This is a genomic window from Epilithonimonas caeni DSM 17710, from assembly GCF_000426465.1.
Taxonomy (GTDB): domain Bacteria; phylum Bacteroidota; class Bacteroidia; order Flavobacteriales; family Weeksellaceae; genus Epilithonimonas; species Epilithonimonas caeni.
The window spans coordinates 279,576-292,380 of the sequence record NZ_AUFK01000013.1 but is presented as its reverse complement, the minus strand read 5'-3'; the positions used below and the strand labels follow the sequence as shown (position 1 = coordinate 292,380).

Sequence of the window (12,805 nt, the reverse complement as noted above, 5' to 3'; positions counted from 1 at the left end):
ACAAATAAAAGAATTATTTTTTTATTTTAATCCTACTAAAGTGGTCAAAATTAATTTATTTTAACACAGATGTCAATTTATTGATATGGTTATAATAATATTTTTAAATCTCTTGTTTTTACTTCAAAGCAATTTGTCTTTTAGCCTCACCAACAACGAAGGCAACTGAATTTGCAATATTGAAGCTCCGAATCTTCTTAGACATCGGAATGGTCAAATGATTTTCAAACAAACTCAAAACCTCTTGCCCCAAACCACAACTCTCCTTTCCAAAAACGAGCCAATCTCCGTCTTGAAACTCATTTTCATAAATTGAATTGGTTGCGTGTGAGCTCATTAAGAAAACTCTGGATTTGTCCGGAATTTGTGTCATCCATTCTTCAACATTTTGATACTCGGTGACATCCAGGTGAACCCAATAATCAAGTCCGGAGCGCTTTAAATTAGCATCATTAATGACAAATCCGAACGGATGGATCAGATGCAATCTACTTTCTGTTCCTACACATAATCGGCCGATATTTCCTGTATTATTAGGGATTTCCGGCTCTACTAAAACGACATTTAACATTTTGAAATTTAATTTAGGACAATTTTCAACTCGTTGATTCTATTAATAATTGGCAATGCGAAAATCCCGCTTCTTGTGAGATATAATTCGTAGAAAGTTTTGGCTTTGTCTGCAAAATCAAGTTTTCCTTCCGTTCTGTAATGGAACATAAAAAGATTCCCAAGCATCTCGTAATAATCTGCGTGGTCTTTGGATTCTCTTTGTTGTACAATTTCGATAATCTCTTCTTTGGACTTTGAAGCAATATCATCGAAATTGATTTTAAAAATATCTTTCATCAAAGAATCGAAATCCAATTCTTTCTGCATCAGACTTTCTTCCGGTTTTCCAAGCAATAATTTTTCTAATGCCTGAGTTAATTGTCTTATTAATCTAAGTGTAAAATCTTTATCCTGAATCATAATGAGTTGCGAGTTAAACTTTTAAGTTTTACCTTAATTGTACATATCTTTGCTAGATGAAATCATTGTTTTAATTTATCTTTTAATTTATTTACTTCTTCTAAATTATAAAGACCAATGACTTCTATATAACTGTTGGAAGTTTCCTTGCTAATAGGTGTCATCATAATAATTTTCCTATCGACTATTGTCGCTATTCCGTTTCCTATATTCTTTGAAATTAAATCTGCAAATTTGTGTTGAACTTTATGTTTTAAGTAAATTTTCAGGTAAGGTCTGTATTTTCCATTTTGGATAATTTCAATTTTCTTAATATCACTTACCTTAAAAGTTGGTTCATTCGACATCTCCAAAGAAGTCATATTTTCAATTTTCTTTTCAGTTAATAAATAAAATCCATTTTCTTTATTATATGATGATTCGAGAAAGTTGATGAGATAATTCCTTTTATAATCTTGTTGTTTATTAATTTCTTTTTGATTTGGATTTAAATCAACGATATTTTGTTCTTCATTTTGTGCGAAGAAAAATGTAGAAATTAAAATTGTTATAATTTGGATTGTTTTTGTCATAATTATATAGCTGGCATATAAACTTTTATTTAATATTAATTATAAACCTGAACCTTGCATCTTGCAACTCAACTATCCAAAAAACAAATACGCCAAAATTATCGCAGTAATCACGCCAACTAAGTCTGCCAAAAGCATAGAACCAACTGTATATCTTGTATTTTTAATTCCAACTGAACCAAAATAAACTGCAATTACATAGAAAGTCGTGTCCGAACTTCCTTGGAGAATTGCCGATAACTTTCCGGGAAAACTGTCAGCTCCAAAAGTTTTCATTGTATCGACCATCATTCCGCGAGCACCGGAACCGGATAGAGGTTTGATGAGTGCTGTCGGTAATCCGTCAACAAATCTTGTATCGAGATGTGACGCACTTGCAATCCACTTCATTCCGTCAATAATCACATCAAAAACGCCACTTGTTCTGAGTAATGAAATTGCAATCAACATCCCAACCAAATAAGGAATAATCTTCACACAAACAGTGAATCCTTCTTTTGCTCCATCGATAAAAGCATCAAAAATGTTGATTTTTTTATAAACTGCGCCGAGAACTATTGCAAAGAAAATCAACAGGATAATTCCGTTGCTCATCACTTTGCTGAAGGAATCTAATTCTTCTTTGTTGAGTTGAACCAAATAAATTACCAACAAAGAAATAATTGCAGAAATCCCGCCAACATAAGCCAAAATTATTGGCTGGAAAAGATTGATCCTTTGTCTGACAGAAACGATGGTCATTGCTGCCAAGGTCGCACAAAAAGTTGCGATCATACAAGGCAGGAAAATATCCGTTGGTGTTTCCGAACCCATAGATGAACGAATCGCAATAATGGAAACCGGAATCAATGTCAAACCGCTGGCGTGCAGGCATAGAAACATAATTTGCGCATTGCTGGCTTTATCTTTATCCGGATTCAAAGTCTGGAGACTTTCCATCGCTTTCAGTCCGAAAGGTGTTGCAGCATTATCCAGTCCGAGAAGATTTGCGCTGAAATTCAGCATCATATGCCCAAATGAAGGGTGATTTTTTGGAATCTCCGGAAATAACTTTGAGAAGAATGGCTGAATCAATCGGCTTAGGAAATTAATACCTCCTGCTTTCTCAGCAATGCTCATAAAACCCATAAACAAAGCCATAATTCCAATCAGTTTGAGACAGATGTTGACCGCTGTTTCGCTGGTTCCTATAACGCCGTCGGTTTCCTGAACTCGGTAGATTCTAACATAAGGCGACTCGTTGGCTTGGTAATGAATATGATTTTGCTCAAATTCCAGATTATCCATTAGCGGTTTTCTAATCTCCGGAGAAAGTTTGACCAACGGTTTATAGGCAATCTGAATCGTATCGCCACCTTTTCCGACAACCATGTCGTTGAAAATCTGACTGTAATTCTCTGAACTGAAATACTTGATTGATGCAACCGCAATTGCTATAATAATAAAGGCGGACCAAATCCTGCTTAGAACCATTCGGAAAATTAATTTTTAGTAAATGTAAGAAAAGATATGAGATGTTAGATATTATTGTTGTCCAATTAAAGATACAAATGAATCGAAGAACCGAATGTTTATAGGATAAAGCAACGCGTCGCTCCTCCGGAGCTTGGTTTTTACCAGCTTATTTTTTTCTATTAACAGTAGGTCTCTCCGAGACCAGATATAGCTCCAGAGGAGCGACCTGTTAATTGTATTATTTTCATCGAACGACAATGATTATAATTATTGGCTGGAAAAAAAACACAATATTGTCATTCCGGAGTAATCTCAACAATGAATGTGATAATTTATTATTTAACGTGAGTTCGACATAAAAACAAATTAATTAACATTCAATCTATTATGTTTGTCAATTGAGTAGGTATGTCATCCTGAGCTTGTCGAAGGAAGCCCGATGTGAAAATTGTAATTCCAAATCGGCTTTAGCCGAAATTTAAACTAAGTTTTGGCTAAAGCCAATCTATTTTTCTCAATTATGAAAATGGGCTAAAGCCCATTCCTATTTATATTTGAGTATTATACTTACATCGAACTCACGTTATTTAGATCCCCCCGGAATGACAAAGTTTATGGCAAACTATTACGCAAAATAGGGACGTTGAATTACAGCAGCCCGACTTGAGCGGACTCTTCGGGAATCTCAGAGTGACAGATTGGGAGCCCTTCGATAGTTCGACAAGCTCACTACAGGCTAAGCTCAGGATAAACGACAGGCGGATAAAGCTGCCCAAACCTAACGAAGTGGTTCGACGAAGTCAAATTAACTTTATAAAAACTGACATTTGTCATTTAATTTAAATTATACTTGTTTGGTATGAATTGAGTTTTTACTTTTGCTCAGGCTTTTTTTAAAACACTATTATGACAGGAAAAATGTTTTGTTGCTGCGATTTAACTTTTCGAATATATATGAAGAAGTAATAATAGTGTGTTTATTTTGAAAACCTTTCATACTTCTATGTGAAAGGTTTTTTATTTTTTAATTAATGAATAAAAATGATCGAACTTATAAATGTTTCCAAACGTTTTACTACTAAAAATAAGGTTATCCAAGCCTTGTCGAATGTTTCCCTGACTGTTGAAAAGGGGGAAATCTTCGGTGTGATTGGGACTTCCGGCGCCGGGAAAAGCACGCTCATCAGATGCGTGAATCTTCTGGAAAAACCAAATGAAGGAAAAGTGATCGTTGACCAAGTGGAACTGACAAAACTTTCCGATTCTCAACTGACTCTGGAAAGAAGAAAAATTGCGATGATTTTCCAGCATTTCAATTTGTTATCCTCCAGAAATGTTTTTGACAATATAGCTTTTCCGTTGGAATTAGAGGGAAAATCGAAGTCTGAAATCAAGGATAAAGTGAACACTCTTTTGGAATTGGTTGGACTGAAAGAAAAAGCAAAAGATTATCCTGCGAATCTTTCAGGCGGACAAAAACAAAGAGTTGCGATTGCGAGAGCTTTAGCCAACGACCCAAAAGTCTTGTTGTGTGACGAAGCGACAAGTGCCCTTGACCCGGCAACCACCAAATCTATCCTGCAACTCCTGAAATCTATTAATCAAAAACTGAATCTCACGATTCTTCTAATCACGCACGAGATGGAAGTGATTAAAAGTATTTGTGATAAAGTTGCTGTGATTGACAATGGAAAATTAGTAGAACAAGGAAAGGTGGAACAGATTTTCATCCATCCGGAAAAAGAAATCACGAAAGGTTTCATCCAGTCTTCTCTGAATGTAGAATTACCTTTAATCTATCAGAATTCTATTAGTAATATCGATAGTGAAAATAACAATCCTTTGGTTAAAATTCTCGTTCGCGGGAATGATGAACAAAGTTCCGTTATCATTAATCTGTACGAGAAATTTATGGTTAAAGCAAAGATTATCAGCGCCCAACTGGAATATGTAGGCCACTTGAGTTTCGGAGTTTTGCTTTTGGAACTGAAAGAAGGAAATACCAAGGAAGCTTTGGCTTACTTAGAAAATGAATATGCAAACACAGAAATTTTAGGTTATGTCGGATAGTATCATCAATTTGTTATTTCAAGGGACGATTGAAACTGTTGTAATGACCTTGGTTTCAGGATTTTTCGGATTTGTTTTAGGATTACCGACGGGAATTTTCCTTTTTCTCACAAGAAAAGGTCAGTTATTGGAAAATAAGATATCACACCAAATCGTATCCATTATAGTCAATATTTTCCGTTCGATTCCTTTTATCATTCTCATTGTGTGGATGATACCTTTCACACGAACGATTGTTGGAACGTCGATTGGCGTTTCTGCAGCATTGGTTCCACTGAGTGTGGGTTCTGCTCCATTCATTGCAAGATTGGTAGAAAACAGTCTGTTGGAAATACCTTCAGGGTTGATAGAAGCAGCGAGAGCAATGGGCGCAAAACCGCTTCAAATCATCCGAAAAGTCCTTTTACCAGAAGCTTTGCCTTCGTTAATCAATAATGTGAGCATTACGTTGATTACCTTGGTTGGTTATTCTGCGATGGGAGGCGCAGTTGGTGCCGGCGGATTGGGACAAGTTGGTTATCAGTACGGCTACATCGGATATGATTTTGCGGTAATGAATTCAGTATTGATATTATTGATTGTGCTGGTTTTCATTATTCAGATTTCCGGTGACTTTCTTTCGAAAAAATTCAATCATAGATAAAATTATAAAAAAAATGAAATCGAAAATATTGGCTTTAACATTGGCTATTATTACATTATCTGCTTGCAACAAAAAAGAATCAAGCCCTAATGTTCTGAAAGTCGGGATCGCAACTGGACCGGAACAAAATCTTGCTGAAGCTGCAAAAAAAGTAGCGAAAGAGAAATATGGTTTGGATGTGGAATTAGTAACCTTTAATGATTATGTTGTTCCAAATGAAGCTTTGAGTCAAGGCGATGTTGATGTCAATGCTTTCCAGCATTTACCTTATTTAGAAGAACAATCTAAACAACGTGGTTACAAATTGGCGGTTGTAGGAAAAACTTTTGTATACCCGATTGTGGCTTATTCTAAAAAGATAAAATCGATTTCCGAATTGCAACCCGGACAAACCATTGTGATTCCAAATGACCCAACAAATGGCGGACGCTCTTTATTATTATTACAGAAGCAAGGATTAATTAAATTAAAAGAAGACGTTGGACTTTTACCTAAAGTAACCGACATTATCGCCAATCTGAAAAACCTTAAAATCTTAGAATTAGAAGCACCACAAATTCCAAGAGTTTTGGAAGATAAAGAAGTAGCATTGGCTATTATCAATAATAATTTTGCCGCTCAAGCCGGACTTGACCCGGAAAAAGAAGGTCTGTTCACAGAAGATAAGAATTCGCCTTATGCCAATCTTATTGTTTCCAGAGAAGACAATAAAAATGATGATAAAGTCAAGAAATTTGTCAAAGCATACCAATCTCAGGAAGTAGAATCCACAGCTCAACAAACCTTCAAAGGAGGTGCTGTCAAGGCGTGGTAAAACTTTCACGTTATATCTAGTTTTTTAATTTGGCAATTCAATATGAATTGCCAAATTTATTTATTCTTCATCAGAAATCAATTATGACTCTAAAATTATCATTAACAAAAAATTGATTAATGATAATTTAAATCAAATTGTAAAACATACATAAGCAATGCCGTTCATAAAATCAGATTATGATTTAAATCATTTTATTAGTTTTTATTTATTCTAAATAATAAGTTTGTAAAAAATTTAAAATTATGCTTAATAAATATCTTTGTTTAGGGTTGTTTGCAGTTTTTGTAAACACCAATGCTCAAAACTGCACACCACAGGCTACCGGAACTAATATTGGCGACACGGGTTGTGTAACTCTCACATATCGGAACCAGCCGGTTTTCTATAAAACAGTGAGAGCGGCTGATGGAAACGAGTGGCTACAACAAAATCTTGGAAGCTCAAACGTCGCTACAAGCATCGCTGACGAAGGTGCTCGTGGAGACTATTTCCAATATGGACGTTGGGATGATGGTCATCAATTAAAAACGTCTCAGACTACAGAAACTTATCCGACACCAAATAATCCTGTTGGTTTAGGAGCCGGAACAAACCTTTTCTATATCGGCGGTGGAACGCCTTGGTCATCTAACTACACAGGTTGGTTTGCCAATCCTGAACAAAACGACAACTGGACAGCAAAAAGTCTTTCCGAAGTAACTGAACACAACGGAATGGACCCTTGCAAAGCAATTGGGGACAATTGGGAAATGCCATCTGAAGCTGATTGGGATCTTGTAATGACAAAAGAAAACATTTTCCCGAAACCAGCTGGTGCAACAACAGGTGGGATCGTAAGAGGTTTTGAAAGTAATCTTAAAATCGCCGGGGCAGGAGCACGTAAAGATGCAGGATGGGCATTTGAGGGCGCACGTGCTTATATCTGGACAAGGTCTGCTAGTGCAAACCCGAATTTTTACCGTTATGTTTATTTGGGAGCGGCGGCTTCCAGCACAACTGGTTTTGGCGGTGATGCAAAAAGTTTTGGTTACTCCGTAAGATGTGTCAACAAATCAAATAATACTTTGGCTGTTAATGATTATGCGAAAGTTGATTTCAACTTCGGACCAAATCCAGCTGACAAATTTATTAAAATCAATACTGAAAGAGCTTTGAAATCTGTAGAAGTACATTCTATCACAGGACAAAAAGTTATTGAAACCAATGAAACCAATGTAGATGTTTCTCGTTTGACATCAGGAAATTATTTCATCAAAATAACTTTCGAGAACGGAAAAACTACGACCAAGAAATTCATCAAGAAGTAAAATCACTTCAAATTTTTAAGGAAAATGGCGCTCAATTGAGCGTCATTTTTTATTCTAAATATACCAAGACATCTTTTTCTAATTCTTCATCTTCTGACGTTATGAGAACCGCATTCTTTGTTCTCTCCTGCAATTCTTTGATGAAAAAACTGCTTTCAAAAAACTGTCGATGGACACCAGGCAAAAGACTCATAAAATAATCCATCCCAACTTTATTATTATGAAGGTCCATTTTAGTTTCCAAAGGCTCGTTCGGAAAAAGGTCTTCATGCATATTAGTAAGCTTTTCACACCATTTCAACGATTTTTCAGGCGAAGAAACTTTGCAGAAATACATCATGATCAAACAACACCAGTAGGCATGTCGGAAGGCATTTCCTTCGCCATTATTGGAATTGGTTTCAGGATATAATTCTTTCGCTTTTTTAAACGCCTTAAAGCTTGCATAAGTGTACAGAAACGCAAACAACGGATGCGTAATCCCAATGGAAAATACCTGGAGAAGTTTTTTGAAGGTCAATGACTTCAGCGTTCTAAAAAATATGCCTATAAATCTCATCAATAAAAAACTCTCCCAGATTTGAGAGAGTGTATTTTTAGTTCAATAATTTGATCAATGATATTCGTGGATCAAAAGTTTCACTGCTCTGGAAACCTGCTGTCTGATTTCTGTTCTTTTCACGATGAAATCAACAAAACCTTTTTCCTGCAAGAACTCCGATGTCTGGAAACCTTCAGGCAAATCTTTACCAATGGTTTCACGAATAACCCTAGGGCCTGCAAAACCAATCAAAGCGCTTGGCTCGGCAATGATCAAATCCGCTGTCATTGCAAATGAAGCCGTGATCCCTCCAAAGGTAGGGTCGGTCAAATAAGCGATGTAAGGCAAACCAGCATCAGAAAGCTGAACCAATTTTGCCTGAACTTTTGCCAACTGCATCAGAGAGTAGGCCGCTTCCTGCATCCTTGCTCCACCTGATTGGCAAATGATCATATATGGCAATTTGTTCTTGATACAATAGTCAATAGCCCTTCTGATCTTCTCCCCCATTACAGAGCCCAAAGAACCACCGATGAAAGCAAAATCCATACAGGAAACCACCATTTCCACACCGTTTACTTTTCCGGTAGCATTACGGATAGAATCGGTCAGTTTGGTTTTAGACTTCACTTCTTTCAGACGGTCTGTGTAAGATTTTGTATCCTTGAATTTGAGAATATCCACACTTTCCACATCTGCATCCAACTCCTTGAATTTCTGCTCATCAAAGAGCATATCAAAATATTCTCTGCTTCCGATCCTTACGTGGAAACCATCTTCCGGAGAAACAAAATTATTAGCTTTAAGTTCTTCTGCTTCTATAATTTTTCCAGTTGGCGTTTTATGCCAAAGTCCCTTCGGAACGTCTTTCTTGTCTTCCGTAGAAGTGGTGATGTTTTGCGTTTTCCTTTTAAACCAATCAAATGCCATATAATCTATAATTGATAAATGATAAATGATAATTGATGGAAGCAAATGACCATGATCATTTATCGCTCATCGATTATCATTTATAAAATTAAAGTGTATTAATATTGTTCAGGTCTTCGAAAGCCTGTGTCAATCTCTTGATATAAGTTTCTTCTCCTTTTCTTACCCAAACTCTTGGATCATAGAATTTCTTGTTTGGCGCATCTGCTCCTGTTGGGTTTCCGATTTGATGACGTAGATAATCGATTTTCTCAGTCATGTAATCTCTGATTCCTTCTGTATAACCGAATTGAAGATCTGTATCGATGTTCATTTTTACAACTCCATAACTGATCGCTTCTCGAATCTCCATCAATGTAGAACCTGATCCACCGTGGAATACGAAATTTACCGGTTTCTCTCCTGTTCCGAATTTTTGCTGAACATATTTCTGAGAATTATCAAGAATTTTTGGAGTCAATTTTACGTTTCCTGGTTTGTAAACACCGTGAACGTTTCCGAAAGCTGCTGCAATCGTGAAGTTATCAGAAATGGCCTTCAAAACTTCATAAGCGTGTGCTACTTCTTCTGGCTGAGTGTATAGTTTTGAACTGTCAATATCAGAGTTGTCAACACCATCTTCTTCTCCTCCTGTTACACCCAGTTCGATTTCAAGAGTCATTCCCATTTTGTTCATTCTCTCGAAATATTTTGCAGAAACCTCAAGATTTTCCTCAATAGGCTCTTCTGAGAAATCTAACATATGAGAAGAGTAAAGAGACTTCCCGTTTTGTTTGTAAAACTCTTCACTTGCATCCAAAAGACCATCAACCCAAGGTAACAATTTTTTTGCACAGTGGTCTGTGTGAAGGATAACAGTCGCTCCGTAAGCTTCCGCCAAAGTGTGGATATGTTTTGCTCCTGCAACAGCTCCCAGAACTGCCGCTTTTTGATTTTCATTGCTCAGGCCTTTTCCAGCATTGAAAATAGAACCTCCGTTCGAGAACTGGATAATTACAGGCGCATTAAGTTTCGCAGCAGTCTCCAATGTTGCGTTGATATTACTAGAACCGATCACATTAGCTGCCGGAAGTGCAAACTGCTTCTCTTTGGCATAATCGAATATTTCTGTTACTAAAGAACCAGTGGCAACTCCTGCCGGAAATTTTCTGCTCATTTTATTTATTTTTTAAGATTTTTTGGTCTGTAAAGTTACTAAATTATTAACAATTACAACTTCACTTTTCAATATGTTATGTTAAGTATAATTTTTTGATATTAATTTCTCTTATCATTCCCCCAAAGCAGTTTTTGGCGGATTGTTTCATAGAAACTGAAATTTTTCGGTTTGATCAAAAATAATGAAAAGTCCGCTTTTTCTATCAGTATTTCGCTGCCCACTTCCATATGATAAAGTCGGGAATCCAAAGCCAGAGTATATTCCGGAACGCGGCTTTTCACGGTCAATTTTATTTTTGCATCGTCTTTTACGATCAATGGACGGACATTCAGATTATGAGGCGCAATCGGTGTGATGACAAAATTGTCATTCGCCGGAGAGATGATCGGCCCGCCACAACTTAAAGAATACGCAGTAGAACCTGTAGGTGTAGAAACAATCAACCCATCACCCCAGAAAACATTCAGGAAATCATCATTAATGTATGATTCCACAGTAATCATCGAGGTTGTTTCTTTTCTTGAAAGGCTGACATCATTAAGGGCAAAAGGAAAATCGATGTTGGAATTGCTGTCCGTTGTGATTTTGATCACCGAACGCTCACTGATATTATAATTTTTTTCTAGAATAATAGAATCTAATTCATCGAAGATCTGGTCTTTTCTGAAATTCGCCAAAAATCCCAATCGCCCAGTATTCACACCAATGATCGGAATTTCCAAATCCTGGATAAAGGTCAATGCATTGAGAATTGTCCCATCGCCCCCAAAACTGAAAACGATATTGACATTCTTATTCTTAAGTTCTTCTTTACAGGAAAACGTATCGAATTCCTTGGAAAAATTAAGTTTCTCGGCCATTTCCGAATGAAGAACCACAGAAACATCTCTAAGTGCCAGTTCAGAAATGAATTTATTGAGATACAAAAACGTATCGAGGTCCTTTTTTTGAGAATAGATAGCTGCCTTCATAAACTATATTTCCAAAAATTTCTGAAAAAACCCGAAACGGTCTTTCAACAGTTCTTCTTTCTCATCGTCATAGTGCTTGTTGATAACATTATAACCATATCTCTCAAAGGTTTCGTCTATCGAACTTAGGTTTTCATTACTGATTTTAAGCGTGATCTCTATGCTGTCTTCTTTTATCGCACTGATAAAAGTTCCATAGATCTTCGCATTGTTGCTTTCCACGATCTGGGAGATCTCTGTCATAGAATAATGCAAACCGTTGGTCTGGATCGTAAGTATTGCACCATTCTCAGAAAATAAGGGATACTTTGAAAACTCATTGAAGATATCATCGCAGGAGATATACCCCAAATACTTTTCTTCCTTTGAAATAACAGGAATTACGTTGGCATTGAAGGTATGGAAAAGTTTGATGCTATCGAGCAGACTACTGTCTTCAATAATTGCAAAACGCTCGTAATGGATATTGAGGCTATCCAGTTTTCCTTCTGGGCTGTCTTCCAAAAAAGACTGGCTGAGTCCTCCGAGAAAAACACCTTTGCTTACTATAAAAACGTGGGAATAACCAAACTCCTTTGCAACCTCAGAAGCCTCATCTATAGAATCTCTGTTGCTGAAAGCAGGGTAATCTTTGGAAATGTAGTCTTTTATAAACATTATGCTAATTTACAAAAAATCCTCAGCCACAAAAGATTTTAAAAATTTTTATAAAATTTCACAAAAAGTATTGCTTCGTATCAAACAAAAAATATATCTTTGTCGCCTTTCATTTTTACTTTTTATTAGATTTATTTCAAACTGCAGCACTTCATTGTGTTTGCAGTTTTTTATTTTTTAATTCCAAGATTTTTCGCAAACTCCCAAATCACTATTCCGCCACAGACACTTACATTAAGCGAATGTTTGGTTCCAAGCTGAGGAATTTCCAGGAAAGTATCGATATTATTTAAAGCTTCATCAGAGATTCCATCTACTTCATTTCCGAGAATCAAGGCATATTTTTTTTCAGGATCAATTTCAAAATCAGAGATCAACTGACTTGTTGAAGTTTGCTCGATTCCGATAATATTGAAATTATCCTTCTTGAGATTATCGATGGCTGTATTGATATTCTCTTCAAAGATCCAATCCACACTTTCCGTTGCGCCAAGCGCAGCCTTGTGAATTTCCCGATGAGGCGGTTGAGGCGTGATTCCGCAAAGAACAATTTTCTCCACCAAAAAAGCATCCGCAGTTCGGAAGACTGCACCGACATTGTGCATACTTCTCACACTGTCGAGAATGACAACTAACGGGATCTTTACCGTTTTCTTGAAAGTTTCTACATCGATCCTTCCGAGTTCTTCTAGTTTCAGTTTCTTTGTCAAA

At 36.5% G+C, this 12,805-nt stretch carries 14 protein-coding genes; 4 read left to right on the top strand and 10 right to left on the bottom strand.

From position 1 onward, the window contains the following. Positions 1-118: 118 nt before the first annotated feature. From K319_RS0106890 to K319_RS0106875, 4 genes are all read right to left on the bottom strand, one after another. The gene (locus K319_RS0106890) at positions 119-571 is read right to left on the bottom strand and encodes a tRNA (cytidine(34)-2'-O)-methyltransferase (protein ID WP_027382985.1); all 453 of its coding nucleotides are present in this window, start codon (positions 569-571) and stop codon (positions 119-121) included. Between the two features lie 8 nt (positions 572-579). Further along, positions 580-972 (bottom strand): hypothetical protein, encoded by a 393-nt coding sequence (locus K319_RS0106885; RefSeq protein ID WP_027382984.1) that lies wholly within the window; start codon positions 970-972, stop codon positions 580-582. A 62-nt stretch (positions 973-1,034) separates the two neighbouring features. Next, entirely contained in the window at positions 1,035-1,544 is a 510-nt protein-coding gene (locus K319_RS0106880) for a SecDF P1 head subdomain-containing protein (RefSeq protein ID WP_027382983.1), read from the bottom strand. Between the two features lie 72 nt (positions 1,545-1,616). Then, on the bottom strand, positions 1,617-3,017 hold the full coding sequence (locus tag K319_RS0106875) for a nucleoside recognition domain-containing protein (protein WP_027382982.1): 1,401 nt from the start codon (positions 3,015-3,017) through the stop codon (positions 1,617-1,619). 1,023 nt (positions 3,018-4,040) lie between these two features. Between K319_RS0106875 and K319_RS0106870 the strand changes: the two genes are divergently transcribed. The 4 genes from K319_RS0106870 (at position 4,041) to K319_RS0106855 (ending at position 7,836) form a co-directional block, all read left to right on the top strand. Beyond that, positions 4,041-5,069, top strand: a complete 1,029-nt coding sequence (locus K319_RS0106870) for a methionine ABC transporter ATP-binding protein (protein ID WP_027382981.1) — start codon at positions 4,041-4,043, stop codon at positions 5,067-5,069. Then, positions 5,059-5,712, top strand: coding sequence for a methionine ABC transporter permease MetI (metI, locus tag K319_RS0106865; RefSeq protein WP_027382980.1), 654 nt, complete (start codon positions 5,059-5,061; stop codon positions 5,710-5,712). The genes K319_RS0106870 and metI overlap by 11 nt, the downstream gene beginning before the upstream one ends. Before the next feature lie 13 nt (positions 5,713-5,725). Further along, the gene (gene metQ, locus K319_RS0106860) at positions 5,726-6,526 is read left to right on the top strand and encodes a methionine ABC transporter substrate-binding lipoprotein MetQ (RefSeq protein WP_027382979.1); all 801 of its coding nucleotides are present in this window, start codon (positions 5,726-5,728) and stop codon (positions 6,524-6,526) included. Between the two features lie 245 nt (positions 6,527-6,771). Then, positions 6,772-7,836: a T9SS type A sorting domain-containing protein gene (locus K319_RS0106855; protein ID WP_027382978.1), complete on the top strand. Its 1,065-nt coding sequence runs from the start codon at positions 6,772-6,774 to the stop codon at positions 7,834-7,836. Positions 7,837-7,885: 49 nt separating this feature from the next. Here the strand turns inward: K319_RS0106855 and K319_RS0106850 are convergent, their stop codons facing one another. The 6 genes from K319_RS0106850 to K319_RS0106825 all read right to left on the bottom strand — a co-directional run bounded on the left by K319_RS0106850 (position 7,886) and on the right by K319_RS0106825 (position 12,804). Then, positions 7,886-8,395 carry a DUF6973 domain-containing protein gene (locus K319_RS0106850; protein WP_027382977.1) on the bottom strand — a complete coding sequence of 170 codons (510 nt, stop codon included), beginning with the start codon at positions 8,393-8,395 and terminating at the stop codon, positions 7,886-7,888. Positions 8,396-8,449: 54 nt separating this feature from the next. Next, positions 8,450-9,307, bottom strand: coding sequence for an acetyl-CoA carboxylase, carboxyltransferase subunit beta (gene accD, locus K319_RS0106845; protein ID WP_027382976.1), 858 nt, complete (start codon positions 9,305-9,307; stop codon positions 8,450-8,452). An 88-nt stretch (positions 9,308-9,395) separates the two neighbouring features. Beyond that, complete coding sequence (fbaA, locus tag K319_RS0106840) at positions 9,396-10,463, bottom strand: class II fructose-bisphosphate aldolase (protein WP_027382975.1); 1,068 nt, start codon at positions 10,461-10,463, stop codon at positions 9,396-9,398. 101 nt (positions 10,464-10,564) lie between these two features. Further along, positions 10,565-11,437, bottom strand: a complete 873-nt coding sequence (locus K319_RS0106835; protein ID WP_027382974.1) for an NAD kinase — start codon at positions 11,435-11,437, stop codon at positions 10,565-10,567. Between the two features lie 3 nt (positions 11,438-11,440). Beyond that, positions 11,441-12,094: a CBS domain-containing protein gene (locus tag K319_RS0106830; protein WP_027382973.1), complete on the bottom strand. Its 654-nt coding sequence runs from the start codon at positions 12,092-12,094 to the stop codon at positions 11,441-11,443. Positions 12,095-12,264: 170 nt separating this feature from the next. Then, positions 12,265-12,804 carry an RNA methyltransferase gene (locus K319_RS0106825; RefSeq protein WP_027382972.1) on the bottom strand — a complete coding sequence of 180 codons (540 nt, stop codon included), beginning with the start codon at positions 12,802-12,804 and terminating at the stop codon, positions 12,265-12,267. Position 12,805 lies beyond the last annotated feature (1 nt).